The sequence below is a fragment of the Glaciibacter sp. 2TAF33 genome, assembly GCF_052114945.1.
GTDB lineage: Bacteria > Actinomycetota > Actinomycetes > Actinomycetales > Microbacteriaceae > Cryobacterium.
Genome location: NZ_JBFRFS010000015.1, coordinates 39,952 through 56,487 on the forward strand (window position 1 = coordinate 39,952; position 16,536 = coordinate 56,487).

General features: G+C 70.4%; 9 protein-coding genes and 1 pseudogene. 4 read left to right on the plus strand and 6 right to left on the minus strand.

What is annotated here, in order from left to right; genetic code table 11:
- Positions 1–82 precede the first annotated feature (82 nt).
- The gene (locus tag AB4Y94_RS15485) at positions 83–1,201 is read right to left on the minus strand and encodes a YlbL family protein (RefSeq protein WP_441728848.1); all 1,119 of its coding nucleotides are present in this window, start codon (positions 1,199–1,201) and stop codon (positions 83–85) included.
- Between the two features lie 131 nt (positions 1,202–1,332).
- Between AB4Y94_RS15485 and AB4Y94_RS15490 the strand changes: the two genes are divergently transcribed.
- Entirely contained in the window at positions 1,333–2,727 is a 1,395-nt protein-coding gene (locus tag AB4Y94_RS15490) for a zinc-dependent metalloprotease (RefSeq protein WP_441728849.1), read from the plus strand.
- Positions 2,728–3,739: 1,012 nt separating this feature from the next.
- Here AB4Y94_RS15490 and AB4Y94_RS15495 read toward each other — a convergent pair.
- Positions 3,740–5,515: an ATP-dependent helicase gene (locus AB4Y94_RS15495; RefSeq protein WP_441728893.1), complete on the minus strand. Its 1,776-nt coding sequence runs from the start codon at positions 5,513–5,515 to the stop codon at positions 3,740–3,742.
- Positions 5,516–5,520: 5 nt separating this feature from the next.
- Positions 5,521–6,504: an NAD(+) diphosphatase gene (nudC, locus tag AB4Y94_RS15500; protein WP_441728851.1), complete on the minus strand. Its 984-nt coding sequence runs from the start codon at positions 6,502–6,504 to the stop codon at positions 5,521–5,523.
- A 190-nt stretch (positions 6,505–6,694) separates the two neighbouring features.
- On the opposite strand from nudC, the pseudogene AB4Y94_RS15505 reads away from it, so the two are divergent.
- Positions 6,695–7,336, plus strand: a pseudogene (locus AB4Y94_RS15505) (phosphotransferase); the annotation flags it as partial.
- A 305-nt stretch (positions 7,337–7,641) separates the two neighbouring features.
- Here AB4Y94_RS15505 and AB4Y94_RS15510 read toward each other — a convergent pair.
- Together AB4Y94_RS15510 and AB4Y94_RS15515 are read right to left on the minus strand one after the other, a co-directional pair.
- Entirely contained in the window at positions 7,642–11,205 is a 3,564-nt protein-coding gene (locus AB4Y94_RS15510) for a UvrD-helicase domain-containing protein (protein WP_441728852.1), read from the minus strand.
- Positions 11,202–14,555, minus strand: a complete 3,354-nt coding sequence (locus AB4Y94_RS15515; protein WP_441728854.1) for an ATP-dependent helicase — start codon at positions 14,553–14,555, stop codon at positions 11,202–11,204. Before AB4Y94_RS15515 ends, AB4Y94_RS15510 begins: the two co-directional genes overlap by 4 nt.
- 154 nt (positions 14,556–14,709) lie before the next feature.
- Between AB4Y94_RS15515 and AB4Y94_RS15520 the strand changes: the two genes are divergently transcribed.
- Positions 14,710–14,934 carry a DUF3107 domain-containing protein gene (locus AB4Y94_RS15520; protein ID WP_441728855.1) on the plus strand — a complete coding sequence of 75 codons (225 nt, stop codon included), beginning with the start codon at positions 14,710–14,712 and terminating at the stop codon, positions 14,932–14,934.
- Between the two features lie 8 nt (positions 14,935–14,942).
- Entirely contained in the window at positions 14,943–15,251 is a 309-nt protein-coding gene (locus AB4Y94_RS15525) for a hypothetical protein (RefSeq protein ID WP_441728856.1), read from the plus strand.
- A 15-nt stretch (positions 15,252–15,266) separates the two neighbouring features.
- Here AB4Y94_RS15525 and AB4Y94_RS15530 read toward each other — a convergent pair whose 3' ends face one another.
- A complete protein-coding gene (locus AB4Y94_RS15530) occupies positions 15,267–16,487 on the minus strand; it encodes a hypothetical protein (RefSeq protein WP_441728857.1) in 1,221 nt (406 codons plus the stop codon).
- Positions 16,488–16,536 lie beyond the last annotated feature (49 nt).

Consider the following 16,536-nt stretch of genomic DNA (forward strand, 5'->3'; position numbering starts at 1 on the left):
CCTCTTGCTCTGAAATCAGGGTCAGACCCCCATCCTAGACAAGCGCTCCTGAGAGAATTCCCATGATCCGCCCAGCGTTGGCTCAGCCAGCCGGGCAGGTCGGAATGGAGGCGGTGCCGGCACCGGTGCGAATCGCGTCCAGGGCCGTGAGGGCGTCATCGAGCGTGGTGACCTTGAACACGGTCAGGCCGTCCGGAACATGCCCGGTGACCTCGTCGCAGTTGTCGGCGGGGGCGAGGAACCACTTGGCCCCGGCACCCTGGGCGGCATAGAGCTTCTGCTGGATTCCGCCGATCGGTCCGACCGTTCCGGTCTGGTCGATGGTGCCGGTGCCGGCAACTTTCGCCCCACCCTGGATGGCACCCGGCGTGAGTTTGTCGATGATCCCGAGCGCGAACATCATGCCGGCGCTGGGTCCCCCGACTTTGTCCAGCTGGATCTGCACGTCGAATGGGAACTGGTAGCTCATCTTCACGTTGATCCCCACGACCACGCCGCCGGCGTTCGCGACCGGCGTGACGGTGACGGTCTTCTTCGCCCCGTCACGGATCACGCCGATGGTTGCCGTGGTTCCCGCACCGTTGGCTTTGAGGGCGTCGCGGAGTTCGGCGATATCGCCGACGGCGGTGCCGTTCACGGACACCACCTGGTCGTCCGGCCGGATCAGCCCGGCGGCCGGCGACTTGTCGGGCAGCGAAACCACCGTCACAGTGCTCGGATAGTCGTATCCGAGTTCGCTGAGCGCGGCGGCGATGGAATCCTGCTGCGAATTGACCATGGCGAGTTGGTTCTGCTGGTCGACCTGCTTCTGCGACACGTTCGGAGGGTACGCCTGGTCGATCGGGACGACGGCCTGGCTGGGATCGAACCAGGCCGCTGCCACGGCCAGCCAGTTCGGACGCTGCTCAGGGTTGCCGACCTGGGACACTGTAAGCAGGTCGAGTGAGCCCTTCGTCGGGTAGGTGGTCTCCCCCGGGATGCTGATCAACGGCGTACCGGCGCCGGCGGTGGTCGTGCCGAGGGCATCCGTTGTGCCCAGTGTGTTGAACACCGGCCCTGGCTTGTCGATGACGTACGGGGCGGGGGCCACGGCGAGGATCAGCCCGACGATGAGTGCGATCCCAAGCACGATCCAGCCGGCACGGCCGGAACGCGTTCCACGATGGGCGGATGCCATCTGGTCTTCGGTGAAGAGGGCCACCGCGATCCTTCCGGGTTGTCGAGGGGTGTTCGCGACAGGCGGACACCGCAGTCGCTCAGCCTAGGACATTTCCCAGTCCCGGCAGCTCCCGCGGGGCTAGCGTAGAAGTACGTAACTGAGAGGTGCCTGAAGTGGCCGACGACTCACGACCCGATGACGGTCAAAACCCCAGCAACGACGACAACAGCGAGAACGGCGGCACCGGCGACGAGTTCCGTGACATGCTGCGCGACATCCTCGCCGGCAACTCGTCCATCGACCCGAGCCAGTTGGCCGGCGCCGCCGGGCTGCCGAACGACCCGGCGAGCGTTGCCGCGCTGATGAACCAGCTCCAGGGCGCACTGCGCGGAAGCGGCGACGGCCGGGTCAACTGGGACATCGCGCTCAAGCAGGGGCAGGAGCGCGCCCGCGCCGGACAGCTGACCGCCACCGATGAACAGCGCACCCAGCTCGAGCAGGCCTTCCACATCGCGGCGCTGTGGCTTGATGACGTGGTCTCGGTGGCCGAACTGACACGCGAGCCGCGCCTGATGACTCGCACGGAGTGGGTCACCGCAACCCTCCCGCTCTGGTCCCAGCTGGCCGAACCGGTCGCGACCAGCATCTCCGATTCCCTCACCAAGGTGCTTACCGAACAGGCGCCGGAAGAACTGCAGGGCATGATCGCCGGCGCCAGCCAGGTGATGCGGAGCCTCGGCGGCACCCTGTTCGCCATGCAGCTGGGCCAGGTGGTGGGCCAGCTCTCCAGCGAGGTCGTCTCCGGTGGCGACATCGGCATTCCCCTGCTCGACGAGCAGCAGGCGGCCCTGCTCCCCCAGAACGTCGCAGTATTCGGCGAGGGCCTCGACATACCCTCCGACCAGGTGCAGATCTACCTCGCCGTGCGCGAGCTCGCCCACGCACGGCTGTTCCGGCACTCACGCTGGCTGCGCCTGCACCTGATCACGTCGATCACGGAATTCGCCCACGGCATCCGCATCGACACCGACCGGCTCGAAGACCTGGCCAGCGGGTTCGACCCGTCCAACCCCGAGGAACTGCGCCAGGCGATGGTCGACGGCTCGCTCATCCCGCCCAAGAGCGACGCCCAGCTGGCGGCCCTCGGCCGGATGGAGACCATGCTCGCCCTGGTCGAAGGCTGGGTTGACGTGGTGACGGCCGAGGCGACCAGTCGGCTGCCCAAGTCGGACGCCATCGCCGAAACGGTCCGCCGTCGCCGCGCGTCGGGCGGTCCGGCAGAGTCGGCGTTCGCGACCCTGGTCGGCCTGGAGCTCCGGCCGCGTCGGCTGCGCGAGGCGGCGGCGATGTGGCAGGCGGTGACGGATGCCGTGGGCAACGAGGCGAGGGACGCCCTGTGGGCGCACCCGGACATCCTGCCCACATCGGAGGACCTCGACGACCCGCAGGCCCTGATCGCCCGGCTCACCAGGACAGCCTCCGGAGCCGAGCCGGTGCTCGACGAGGTGGATGCGGCCCTCGAAGACCTCCTCCGCGACGACGACACCGAGCGCCCCCGCGAGGACTAACCCTCCCCCTACCCCCTCCCCCTACCCCCTCCCTGCGCACTTCGCCGAGAACGCACTTGTTGGGTCCAAGACGCCCGCATAACCCCAACAAATGCGTTTTCGGCGATGGGGTGTGGACAACTTCGGGCGGGGATGGATGCGGACGCGCATCATGGGGGCATGATCTACCGAATCAACCCGATGGTGCCGCTGGTCTGGCGGACGCCCGACACCATCCAGCTCGGCGTCGACGACCCGCTGGTGGTGTTCCCGGGCGTGACCGGCGCCCTGATGCAGGTGCTCGAGGCGCTCCGGGCGGGCGTTCCCCGGTCGGGCGCGATCCTTCTCGGACGGGAGGCCGGCGCCTCCGACGCCGAGATCCTCGCGCTGCTGCGGCGGCTCCGGCCGGCCCTGCTCGGCGACGGGGATCGGCATCAGCCGGATCCGGGTCCGCCGGCGCCCGGCCCTCCGGTCGTATGCGTCGACGGTGCGGGACCGACTGCCGCGCGCATCCGTTCGCTGCTGTATGAGCTCGGCTACGGTATCGACGCCGTGCGCAACACCGCAGCGATGCCCGCCGCGGTCCCTGCCGCCATGCCGACCGCGCTGCACGCAGACGCGGAGAGCCCACATGCGGGGAGCCCGCCCGCCCTGCGCCCGCCCGCGCCGGCCATCGACCTCGCTATCCTCGTCGGCCACTACGCGCTCGACCCCGCCCGGCACGGGCGCTGGCTGAACCGCGACATCCCGCACCTGCCCATCGTGTTCGGCGACACGGCGATCCGGCTGGGACCGCTCGTGGAACCCGGGAGCGGACCGTGCCTCTACTGCCTGGAGCTCGCTCACGTCGACGACGACCCGGCTTGGCCGGCGATGGCCGCGCAACTGCTCAGGGCGATCGCGCCGACCGAGACCACGCGCGCGTCGATCGACGTGGCGACCAGGGTCGCCGACCTGGTCGACGACCGCTTCCGCACCGGCTCGCGCCCGCTGTTCGGTGAATCACTGTCGGTGAGCGCCGCGACGGGGAAGGTCAGGCGCCGCGTGCACCTGCCGCACGAGCGGTGCGGATGCCGATCTCTTCCAGAAAACGTGATCGCACTCGCGGGGAGCGCTGCTGCTGGCCCGACGCGGACCAGCTCAGTAACAGCCGGCGACGTGCCCGCGTGATGCCGACGTAGAGCAGTCGGCGCTCCTCGTCGACCTGCTCGAATGTGCCCGCATAGCTGATCGGCACCAGCCCCTCCGAGAGCCCGATCAGGAACACGGCGTCCCATTCCAGCCCCTTGGCCGAGTGCAGGGTGGCCAGGGTCACCGCGGCCACCGTCGGTTCGTGCTGGCCGGCCTGGCGCTCCATCAGTTCGTCGGTGAACTGCCGGAACGTGGTGCCGGGCACAGCCTGGTCCACCAGCCCCATGATCGCGTTCAGCGACTCCCACCTGTCCCGCACCGCTCCCCTGGTTTCCGGGGCGGTCTGGCTCCAGCCGAGGGAACGCAGCACGTCGCTGACGGACTTGAACAGCGGCTCACCGACGATCGAAACGGATGCCGCGCGCAGCGACATCACCGCCTGCTTCACCTCCGGGAGGTCGAAGAAGCGCTTCGAACCGCGGATCTGGTAGCTCACCCCGGCCTCGCCGAGGGCCGTCTCCAGTGCCGCGGCCTGCACGTTCACCCGGTACAACACGGCGATCTGTTCGGGGCGCGCGCCGCCTTCGATCAGTTCGATGATCCGTTGGGCGACACCCCGCGCCTCCGCCATGTCGGTGGCGTACTCGCGCACACTCGGCTCCGGATGGATCTCCCGCTGGCCGGCGGTGGCGGCTGCGGCGTGCAGGGAGAGGGCGCCGGGACGCCCACGCATGAGCTGGTTCGCGGTGGCGACGATCGCCGGGGTGGAGCGGTAGTTCTGTTCCAGGCGCACAACGGTCGCGTCTTCGAATCGCTTGGGGAATTCGAGCAGGTAGTCGCTGCGCGCTCCGGCGAAGGAGTAGATGGTCTGGCTGGCGTCGCCGACCACGCACAGGTCGCGGCGGTCGCCGAGCCAGAGCGCGAGCAGGTCGTGCTGAAGCGGGGACACGTCCTGGTACTCGTCGACCACGAAGAACCGGTACTGCTCACGCACCTGCAGGGCGACGGACGGTTCGGCCTCGATCATCCCGGCCATCGCCAGCAGAACGTCTTCGAAATCGAGCTGCTTGCGCTCGTCCTTGATCCGCTCGTAGGTCTCCTGCATGGCGACGACCTGGTCTGCGGTGAGGCGGCCGGGCTGCGCGCGCGCGCTGATGCCGGCCGCGTACTGCTCGATGCTGAGGCCTGACACCTTGCGCCACTCGACCTCGGCGGCCAGGTCGCGGAGGGTGGCGGTGTCGAGTTTGAGCTTCAGCGACTCGGCGGCATGGCCGAGCAGCCGGCCCTTGCCGTCGAGCAGCCGGGGCACCTGCCCGCCGACCACGTGCGGCCAGAAGTAATTGAGCTGTGACAGCGCCGCGGCGTGGAAGGTGCGGGCGGCGACGCCCCCGGCGCCGAGCTGGCGCAGCCGGCCGCGGAGCTCCGCGGCGGCCCGGGCCGTGAAGGTGAGCGCCATCACCCGGTTCGGGGCGTACGCACCGGTCATCACGCCGTAGGCGATGCGGTGGGTGATCGCCCGAGTCTTCCCGGTACCCGCCCCCGCGAGCATGCAGACCGGACCGATCAGGGCTTCGGCGGCAACCCGCTGCTGGTCGTCGAGGCCGGCGAGGAGGGCATCCGGGCCACTGGGGACGAGGGCGCCCGCGGCGCGGACGGGTTCGCCGGCCGGGGGGCGGATGGCGCTCACGCGCGCACCCCGTCCGCCCCGGCGGGCAACGGTTCGCCCAGCCAGTGCTCGAGCAGGGCGCGGGCGATCGAGGCCGCACCCGGCAGGATGACCCTTCCGGCCTCGGCGCGCACTTCGTCGCGGGTGAACCAGCGCAGGTCGAGGATCTCCTCGCCGTCCGGCAGCAGGTCCTGCGGCTGCTGGTCGTCGGCGAGCCGGGCGGTGAAGCCGCACATGATGGACGCCGGGAATGGCCACGGCTGGGATCCGAGGTATTCCGCGTCCGTCACCCGCAGCCCGGACTCCTCGTGCATCTCCCGGAGCACGGCAGACTCCAGCGACTCCCCCGGCTCCACGAATCCGGCCAGCAATGAGTATCGGTTCTGTTCCCACATCGCGTTCGACCCGAGCAGGATGCGGTCGGCGTCGTCGGTGATCAACACGATGACCGCGGGATCGGTGCGCGGGAACACCTGGCTCCCGTCGACCGGGCAGCGGCGGGTCCACCCGCCGTCTTCAACGGTTGTCTCGGCCCCGCACCGCGGGCAGTGCCCGTGCGACGCATGCCAGTTCGCCAGCGCGAGCGCTTCGGCGAACGCGCCGGTGTCCCGGTCGGGCAGCACGGTGGCCAGCTGCCGGAGGCCGATCCAGCGGCCCTCGTCGGGTTCCAGGTCCGCGGCGGCTTCATCGGACAGGACGGTGGCGAGCAGTGGCGTGCCGGCCGGTTCCTCGAGGTCGGTGGCCAGGGACAGGCCGAGGTAGAGGGTCAGCAGCGAGTCCGGAACGAGGCCTGGGCGCACCAGCTCGAGGTGTGCCCGGCCGGTCTCCCGCTCGGCCGCGGAAGCGACCGCGACCAGCGCCTTGCCGCGCCACAACGGGAGAACCCGGGCCGCGGCATCCGTTCGCAGCGTCTCGAACAGGGTGTCGCTGGCGCGACGAATGTGGTCGCGGTCGACCTCATGCCGGGAGAGCGGCAATCGCGCCGTGAACGCGAACGACATGGCGACCTCGTGTGATCTCTGGCTGCAGCCGAAGTGATGTGGAGGCGTGGCGGTGGCCACGCCGGGGGGATCTCGACCTAACCTAGAAGGCATGGCCAGATCCCACCTCACTCTAGCCGCGTTGGTCACGTCCGCCGTTCCCGGCCTGGACGTCGCGCAGGCGCGCAAGCACAGTCACGGCGCGCACGGAATGTTCGATTCGGCGCTCGTCATCGGGCGCGACGGACGGCGGCTGATCGCTCGGGTTCCCACCTCCCAGGCCGCCGAGACTGAGCAGTCGGCCGACCTGGTCGCGCTGCGCGCGTTGACGGTCGGCAATCGCAGCCGGCTGCCGTTCGACGTTCCCGAGTTCGTCGGCCAGGCGCCGGTGGGCTCCACCCGCGCCGTCGTCTATGAGCTGCTTCCCGGCGACTCGTACGACACCGACGCCCTCACCGGCCACGCCGGCGTGGCCGGCTCCATCGGCCGCGCCATCGCCGCCATCCACAGCCTCCCCACCGCGTTCATCGGCACGGCGGGGCTCCCCCAGCAGAGCGCTGAGGAGTGCCGTACTTCGACGATCGACCTGATCGACCGGGCCGCCAACACCGGCTACCTGCCCGCGGCACTGCTGCGCCGCTGGGAGCAGGCCACCGATGATGACGCGTTGTGGCAGTTCCCGCCCACGGTCATCCACGGGTCCTTGTCGGCGGAGTCATTCCTGATCACCGATGACGCGGTATCGGGGATCCTCGGCTGGTCGGGGCTCGCGGTCGGCGACCCGGCCCGCGATTTGCACTGGCTGCTCGCCTCCCGGGGAGCCGCAGCGGAGACCGCGGTCGCCGCCTATTCCGAAGCCCGCCAGGGCAGCGACCAGCGAATCACCCAGCGCGCCATGCTCTACGCCGAGCTGGAATTGGTCCGCTGGCTGCTTCACGGCACCGACACCCGCAACCAGAACATCGTCGACGACGCCGTTGCCATGCTCGACGGGCTGGTGGACACGGTGCACAATCGTTCCTCGCATCCGCTCTCGCCGGAGACCGGGCCCGTGCTCGAGGTGTCAGACGTCGAGGCGATGCTGGACCAGACTCCGCTGCACCGAAGCGCACGAGCACAGGCGAGCCGCGAGCCGGCCGCCGCGATGCACACCGATTCCTACGACCTATCGGAGTTCGAGTCCCTCGAGTACTCGCCCGACGCTGCAGCGACCGGGCCGATCCCCGTCGCTGACACGGGCGCGGGGTTCGACCGCGGCGTTGACGACGGCGCGACAACGGATGCCGCCACCACCGACGACCACACCGACGACCACGCCGACACCAGGTCGTCTTCGGAGTAGAGCCGCTCCGGCGTGATGATGGCGTCGTCGGCGACGAAGTAGAACACGGCGTCGACGAGATCGGGGTCGATGCCCTTCCACTGGGCGAACGCTAGTCGGTACAGCGCCAGCTGGGTCTGCTTGAGTTCGAGGTCTGCCGCGTTCTTGGGCGCCTTCCCGGTCTTCCAGTCGACGACCTGGTAGCCGTCTGCGGTGCGGTAGACGGCGTCGAGCTTGCAGATGAACACCTGCCCGGCCAGCACGTAGTGGATTTCGATCTCCACCGCATCCGGCTTCAGGCCGGCCCAGGGTGACGACTCGAAGGTGGCCTTGAGCCGGTTCAGCTGTTCCTGCTCGGTGCCGGCGAGAGTCGCGCCGGGGGCGGATGCGTCACTGAGCCCGACACCGGCGAGCGCCGCACCCGGTGCGCCAGCGCCACCCGCGGTGCCCCACTCGCGCTCGGTGTCGAAGTCGGCGAGTCCGGCGTCGATCAGATCGCCGGATCCGGCCAGGCCCGATCGCTGCTCGACCCAGGCGTGGAACAGCGTGCCGAGCCGGGTGGCCCGGTAGGGCCGTTCGGGCATCGGGCGGCGGAGGCCCGCCGCCACGGCCTGCGGGTCGTCGACGTAATCCTTGAATCGAGAGGCCGGTATTCGGGTGGGGAGCGGGACGAAGCCCGCCCCGGCCTGGCGCTCCGCCCGCTCCTCGAGGAGCAGGGTGATCTCGCGCGCCAGTGGCGAATCGACGTGCGTCTCGCTGTCCATCGCCTCCCGCACCCGCTCGGCAGCGGCCTCCACCGTGCCGCGACGGGTGCCGAGCGGGTCGAACGGCCAGGATTCGGTGCCGTCTTGCGTGGTTTCCGGTCTTTCCTCGGTAATGCTGGCGACCGGCAGGGCGGGAACGATGCCGGCTTCGGCCAGTTCGGCGAGGAAACGGCTGGGCCGCCGCTGGGTCTTGCCGGCCGCCCAGAACGACCCGGTGAGCAGCAGTTGTTGCTGCGCCCGTGTGGTCGCCACGTAGATCAGTCGGCGTTCCTCGGCGTCGTGCCGCGCCCCGAGAGCCGCCTTATACGACCCGAACTCCTCGTCGAAGTCCGCCTGCGTGGCCAGGCCGCGCCAGCGCAGCTCGGGCAATTCATCGCGATCGCCGCGGAACGGGTAGGGCAGTTCGCCGAAGCGCAGCCAGCCGGCTCCATCCTTCGCCTTGGCGGGCACGGAGTTCTCGGTCAGCGCCGGGATGGCGACGAAGTCCCATTCCAGGCCCTTGGAGCCGTGGATGGTGAGCAGTTGCACGGTGCCGGGTTCGGCCGGTTCGGTGCGGGGCCCCATGTCATCCTGCAGTTCCGCGCGTTTCAGCCAGCGCAGGAAACTGCCGAGGGTACCGTGCTCGTCACTGTCCTGGAAGGCTGCCACGGCGTCGTGGAAGGCGTATAGGTTGGCCAGGCCCAGTCCGCGGGACTCGTTGGCGACCAGCTCGACGTCGAGCAGCAGTTCCTGCTCGATCAGCCGGACGAAGTCGAGGAGCGGCAGGCCGGCCCTGGAGCGGAACCAGGCCAGTTGCGCGCCGGCCGCTCGGAGGCGTTCCAGCCCGATTTCACTGAATCCAACCAGCTGGCTGTGCCCGGCCGGCGCCGTGGCGACGAAGTCGAGCGCGTCGACCAGGGAGCTGGTGTCTTCGGCGGCAACGGATGCCCGAACCTTCGCCTTGAGCTCGTCACTGAGGGCCTTCTGTGCCCAGTCGTGGGCCGCCAGCCAGCCGGCAACGCCGGAGAGCGCCTGCAGGTCGCGTGGCCCTACGCGCCAGCGCCCGCCGGTGAGCACCCGGATCAGCTCGGTGCCCGAAGACGGATCGTGTGCGACCCGCAGCACGCTCACGACGTCGGCGATCTCCGGCGTCGACAGCAGCCCGCCGATTCCGAGCACGTGCGCACGCACGCCGTGTTCCCGCAACACCTCGGCGAAGAAGTCCATGTCTCGCCGGGCCCGGAACAGCATCGCCGCGGAGTGTTCGCTGCCCTCCGGCAGGCGTTCGGCGAACCAGCGGGCGATCGCGCTGGCTTCCTCGGCGATGGTTTCGAACACGGCGCCGTCGACCTTCCCCTGTTCCTTGCCGTCCGGCACCTTGAGGGTGTCGACCTGGATGCCGCCCGGCCGTGCACGCAGCGCCTCGCTCAGCGGTGCGACCAGCGCGTTCGCCGCATCGAGCACGGTCACCGGGTTCCGCCAGGTGTAGGACAGCGACATTGTCGGCAGCTCGGCGTTCGGCAGGGCGGCGAAGTCCTGAGAGAAGCCGAGCAGGTTGGCCGAGCTGGCCCCGCGCCAGCCGTAGATCGACTGATGGGGGTCCCCGACCGCCATCACCGGATGCTGGGCGAACAGTGTGCTCAGCAGCCGGGTCTGCAGCACCGACGTGTCCTGGTACTCGTCCAGGAGGACCACCCGGTACTGGTCGCGGTAGTGCGCGACCACGCTGTCGACCCGTTGCGACACCTCGAGCGCGAGGGCGACCTGGTCGGAGAATTCGATCAGCCCCAGCCGACGCTTCTCGTCCTGGTAGCGCTGGGCCAGCTCAGCGAGCACCGGCAGGGGGGCGACGGCAGCGATGGCGGTGACGACGGAGTCGTACGGCTTGTTCTTGCGTGGGTTGCCGTACGGGAGGTCGGCAAGGTATCCGAAGCTGTCGGCGAGCCCGGCCAGGTCGTGCGGAACCGCGGGTTCCCCCGGCCGGAACGGGGGTGGATTCTCGGCGAGGATCCGACTGAACTCGAGCACGGCATCCGTCACCGCGTCGAGCTTCTTGCCGTACGGGACCAGCCGACTGTCGCCGTGGTCGATGACCACCCGGCGTGCGAGCAGCCAGGCCGACGTTTCGGTGAGGAGCACAGACTCCGGTTCGCGTCCCAGCAGCAGGGCATTGTCGCTGAAAAGCCGGCTGGCGAAGGAGTTGTAGGTGGCGACCGTCGGGGAATTGAACAGGTCGGTGGCGTCGGGGGCGCCGGGCGCTGACCCGGTGTTGCCGGCCCTCGGCATCAGGCCGGCCTTCTCGAGCTGCGCGATGCGGTCACCGATGCGCTTGCCCAGTTCTCCGGCCGCCTTGCGGGTGAAGGTGAGGCCGAGGATCTGGTCCGGACGCACCAGGCCGTTCGCCAGCAACCACAGCACCCGGTTGGCCATGGTCTCGGTCTTGCCACTGCCGGCGCCGGCCACGACCAGCACCGGCGACAGCGGCGCTTCGATCACAGTCTGCTGCTCGGCGGTGGGCGGGAACATCTCCAGCGCCCGGGCGATGGCCGGCGCGGAGATCGTCGGCGCGGGCGCGGCGGTGTTGGTGGCGGTGTTGGTGGCGGTGTTGGTGGCGGTGTTGGTGTTGGTGTTGGTGTTGGTGTTGTTGTTGGTGTTCATGAGCTGACCTGCTTGATGACGTGGATGCGGCAGGACCCGAATGACCACGGGTCGAGGCAGTGGTCGGCGATCTCGGCGAGGAAGACGGCTCCGCCCATCCCGGCGGCGTCGGCGATGACCCGGTCACGGAAGGCGGCGAGCTCGTCCGGGCCGAAGGCGGGCTGCATGGGATTGCGGTAGTTCTGCCTGACCGTGCCGGAAGACACGATGACCAGCCGTGCGCCGGCCAGTTCGGCGTCAGCCGGTGCAGCGTCGATCGCACCGTCGTGGAAGGCGAGCTGGTAGGCGCCGAGCTGGGGGTGGTCAGCCACTCCGGCGTCATTGACGGGGTCGCCCTTGCCGGTTTTCAGGTCCACGATCACGGCTCGTCCGTCGGCGAGTTGCTCGACCCGGTCGATGGTGCCGGAGAGCACCGCGGTGCCCACCTCGAGCTCAAAGTGTCCCTCGGCACTGAGCAGGGTCGCGCCGGCGCGTTCGAAATCCGCCAGGTAGGAGGCGAGGCGGTCGGTGAGCGCGCGGGCTTCCCGCTTCTGCACCTGCGACTGCCAGTCGGCGTCGAAGCTGAGCTCGCTCCAGCGCGCTTCCACCGCATTCCACAGCGAGTCAGGGCTGATGTCTGTGCTGATGTCTGTGCTGGTGTCGCCGGCGATGTCGCGCTGCGTCGTCGCGTCCTCGAGCGCCTTGTGGATGATGGTGCCGAGGTTCGCCGCGGTGTTGCTGGTGCCGCCGCCGATCTGGCCGATCAGCCAGTGCAGCGGGCAACTCTCGAACGCTTTCATCTTCGACGGCGAGACCCGAACCGGACCGTCGCCGGCCTCCGGATCGTTGAGGGGCCGGGTGGTGGAGGGCTCCCGCAGTCCGTACCATTCGGCCGGGTCGGCGCCGGGCACGCTTTCCCTGGCCAGTCTCGCCAGCGTGGCCGCGGCATCCGCTGCCCGGACCTGGGTGAGGGCGCCCCCGCGACCCGACGGGGTCTGGCGCAGCGCCCCGGTCAGGTCGCGGCGCAGTCGGCCGACCATGCCGCGCAGCGACATCGGGTAGCGGCTGGCCACGCCCGGATCAGGTTGCGGCAACAGCCGCAGGAAGACCGACGGATGGTTGTCTTCGTTGTCGACGGCGGTCACCAGGAGTTCGCGGGTGGAGCGCGAGGCGGCCTGGGCGAACATCCGCAGCTCGTCGTGCAGCACCGCGGTGCGGGCATCGGTGGGGGCACCTGTCGCGGTGTCCGCGGTGCCCGACGCGAGCGCGGCCAGGTCGCCGGCACCGAGGAGTGAGCCTCGGATGCGGAGGTCAGGCCAGACGTTCTCCTGCACGCCGGCGAGCACCACGACCTCGAATTCGCGTCCGATCATGCCGGGAGGGGTGGAGACCACGACGGCGTCGGTCTGCGCCCGCGGCGCGAGGGTGTCTTCGGGGACGTCGGTGTCGACCAGGTGCTCGACGAACAGCACGGGCGGCGCGTCCGGGGTGCGCTCCACGAACCGCGTGGCGGCGGAGAACAGGGCCACGACCGCGTCGAGGTTGTGGTTGGCTTCGTCGGCGACGATGCCGGTGCCGCGCGACTGCTCGAGCCACGCGGTGGCGAGGCCGCTCCGCTGCCACAGCCCCCACAGCAGCTCCTCGATCGTCGCGCCGCCCCGGTAGTCGGCGGATGCCGCGCGCAGGCTGTCCGCGAACGCTGCCGCCCGGCGGGCGGTCCGGGTTTCGATCATGGCGAGCGCACCGGGCACGGAGAGCGCCTCCACCAGTAATTCGTCGGCGCTGCGATCGCCGTCGCCGTCGAGTTCCTGTTGCCGGAGCGCCGCGCGGAGGCGGCGCAAGGTGATCGGGTCGAGCCCGCCCAGCGGGCCGCCGAGAAGGTCGACGGCGGCCTGGCCGTCAAGGGGGCGCCGGCCGAGGGTCACGTCGAGGGCGAGGATGAAAGCCTTGACGGCGTGTTCGTCGCGGAGCGCCGTGGCGACGGTGGCCACCTGGGTGGGGACCTCGAGGGCGGCCAGCCCCTTGGCGAGGGCCGGCACCAGCGAGCCGCTGCGCACGATCACGGCCATCTCGCCCCACGGGATCCGACCGATCACGTGGCGTTCACGCAACCGCCGGGCGATGACGGCGAGCTGGTCGGCGGGCGTCGCCGTGACGACGGTTTGGACGAATCCCGCCTCGGAGCCCGGTGCGGACTCCCAGGCGGCCCGCGGCGCAGCAGGCTGCGGCGGGCCGGCCGCCGTGTCGGCCAGGCTCGCCGGCCCCGCGGAGCGCTGGGTCCCGGCTGCAGCGGTCCCGACGCGGGCCGTGGCCTCACGCACGACGGTGCGCACGGCCTGGTCGTGGCGGTACACCGAGCCGAGTACCACTGTCTCCACCCGGTCGACGCCGAGGTAGCTGCCCAGGCGACCCAGCGCATCCGGATGGGCGCCCCGGAACGACCCGGTGCTGATGTCGGGGTCGCCGAACGCGACGACGGCCACACCCCTGGCCGCGAACTGGGCGAGCAGGGTGAGCGTGGCCTGGGTCGACTCCTGCGCGTCGTCGACGACGATCAAACGGAGGCCGGCAAGCGCGCCGAGTGACGCGGCCCCGGCGGGACCGGGCTCGGCGGCCTGCACCAGTGCCGCGGCATACTGGGCGAGTTCGGTGGAGTCGTACTGGCCGGGCCGGGCGAGGTCCTTCACCTCTTCGTAGCCGCGGATGAAGGCGGCGGCGGCTACCCACTCCGGCCGGTTGTGGTCGGCGCCGAGGCGCGCGAGGGTCGCCGGCGGCACGCCGTACTCGACCGCGCGCATCATCAGGTCGCGGAGTTCGGTGCGGAAACCGCGGAGCCGTCGCACGTCGGGCCCCAGGTGGGCGGGCCACGCCGGTCCGGTGCCCTCATCGAGATGCCCCTGCAGCAGCTCGGCAATGATCTGGTCCTGCTCACCTCCGGTGAGGAGGGTCGGGGAGGCTTCGCCGGCGGCGACATGGGCGTCACGCACGACCTGGAAGGCGACGGAGTTCGCGGTGCGCGCCAGCGGCCCGTTGCTCGGCACCCCGAGCCGCAGCGCGAGCGTGTCGCGGAGTGTCGTCGCGCCGGTGCGGGTCGGAACCAGCACCAGCACCTCGCTCGGCGAATACCCCCGCCCCAGCACTCGCTCGGCGACAAGTTCGACCAGGGTGGTGGTCTTCCCGGTGCCGGGCGCACCGATCACGGCCGCGGACGTCCCGTCGGGCAGCCGGAGGGCGGCGCGCTGGGCGGCATCCAGGATCGACGCGGGCGGGAAGGAATCAACCAGTACCGAGTCGTCGATGAAGGAGTCGTCCAGGAAGGAATCCCCCGGGAGCGTCTGCTCGGCTGTCGTCTCGAATCCCGTACTGGTCACGAAATCCACGGTACCGGTGACCACCGACAGGGCCGCGCACACCCGCTCGCCCGCATCCGCTACTCGCCGGCCGGTTGCGCCGACAGTGAACGGTGTCAGGGCGCCCCGCGGTTCTGTCGTAATCTGGGCGGGTAGGCAACGAAAGGCGCACCTGGTGGATATCCGCATTGGCATCTTCAACACCCCCCGTGAGATCAGTTTCGAGACCAACCAGCCCGCGACTGAGGTCGAGGAAACTGTGGCTGCAGCCCTCGCCGGCCAGACCGGGTACCTGAAACTCACCGATTCGAAGGGCAGCCTGTTCATCGTTCCGACCAGCGCCCTCGCCTACGTCGAGATCGGGACCGAAGAGTCCCGTCGCGTCGGTTTCGTCGCCTAGGCACACCGATGGAACTCCTTTTCGTCGCCCTCGGCGGCGCGATTGTGGGACTGGCCGCCCGGTACGTACTTCCCGGCCGCTCCACCCAGGGGTTCGCACTGGTTCCTGCGATCGGGATCGCCGTCGCATCCGTCGTCTGGGTGGCACTCACCTGGCTCGGCTGGAAATGGGACGGCGGCTGGATCTGGTGGGTTTCCCTGATCCTGGCGGGGGTGGCCTCCCTCTCCGCCGATCTGGTGCTCTCGCGCCGACGCACGCACAGCGACCAGCGGATGCTGCACGCCCTGACGAAGTCCGGCGCACCGAAAAGCGCGTAGCGCGTTCCTGAGGGGTCACGCGGCGGCCAGCCCCGCGAGCAATTCGCGCACGTCCGCCGGCAGTGGGTGGGGAGCGACCCCGTTCCGGTACAACAGGCCGCAGCCGTCGAGCTCCGCGGTCAGCGCCGAGCCGACGCTTTGGCCGTCCCGCAGCGGCCAGAGCACGACGAAGGCGACGGATGCGAGTTCGCACGACCCCGCGTCGGGCGCGGCGTCGGGCGCGGCGACCGGTGCGGCCTCGGCTGCCGCACGCAGACGCCGGGCGTCGGCCTGGTCGAGTAGTCCGCCCGAGACGAAGCGCCCGGTCCGGAGCGTGATGAGTCCCTCCAATGCGGGCCCCCCGGCATCGGGTACGGCTGCGTGGGGAACGGTCGGCTGGGTCGCATAACGGCACCAGCGCATCCCGTCGACCGTGTGAGGAATCGGGGCGGACGACGGTGAAGCGGGCTCAGCCGTGGCGCCGATCACGGAGTCCGGCCCGTGCGGCCCGGCGGTGGACGGAGAGTGCGGCACCGGCAGTGTCATGACCTGCGGGACGCCCCGCGTCGACCATTCGGCGCTGGGCGCGGTCCACGCGGCATCGCATCCGGCCTGGATCGCCGCCCGGGGCTGGATCAACCGACGCTTGAAGGTCGTGGTTTCACTCGTCGTGAGGCCCGCGAGCGCCTCCCGCGCGGCGGGTTTCGTTTTCCCGCATCCGGTGACCGGGTAGTGCACGTGAATCGCCCGGCCGGTCGCGTCGACCAGCCACAGCGGCGGCACCAGCTCCATGTCGGCGGTGCACGGACCGAGCCAGGCGGCGTCGTCGGGCTGGTCGAGTGCCGCGAGCAGCGGGCCGAGGTCACCGGTCAGGGTGTCGGCGGTGGTGCCGCTCCAGATGCCGTCAGCGTCCTCGATGCTTCCCATCAGGTTGCAGCGGATCGCGGCGACGGGCTCGAAGCCCTCGGGCACGCGGCCGACCGGTGGAGCGTCCGGGTGCGCGGGGCCGGCGGCTTCGCCCGACTCCGCGGGCGCCCCGTCGCCTTGGACCTCCGGCTCGACCAGCCAGCCGCCGAGGTTCGGCGCGAGGCAGTCGTAGCCGTCGACGATCGCCGCGGGCTCGTTCCAGGTGTCCCGGCCGCCCGGGCCGCCGGGGAGGTTGGCGCATCCGCTGAGCACGACGACGATCAGCGCCATGCCCACCGCGGGCGCGTACCCGCGGCCGGCCCGGTCACGGCGTTGTGCGTTCTGGCTCATGGCTTCACCATTGCGACGACGCCTGGCAATGTCGAGGCTTCCCACCCGA

Bases quoted from the DNA above. Each gene is read 5' to 3' on its own strand.
- nudC (WP_441728851.1), bottom strand. From the start codon at position 6,504: ATGTCGTTCGCGTTCACGGCGCGATTGCCGCTCTCCCGGCATGAGGTC.
- AB4Y94_RS15510 (WP_441728852.1), bottom strand. From the start codon at position 11,205: ATGAACACCAACAACAACACCAACACCAACACCAACACCAACACCGCC.
- AB4Y94_RS15525 (WP_441728856.1), top strand. From the start codon at position 14,943: ATGGAACTCCTTTTCGTCGCCCTCGGCGGCGCGATTGTGGGACTGGCC.
- AB4Y94_RS15530 (WP_441728857.1), bottom strand. From the start codon at position 16,487: ATGAGCCAGAACGCACAACGCCGTGACCGGGCCGGCCGCGGGTACGCG.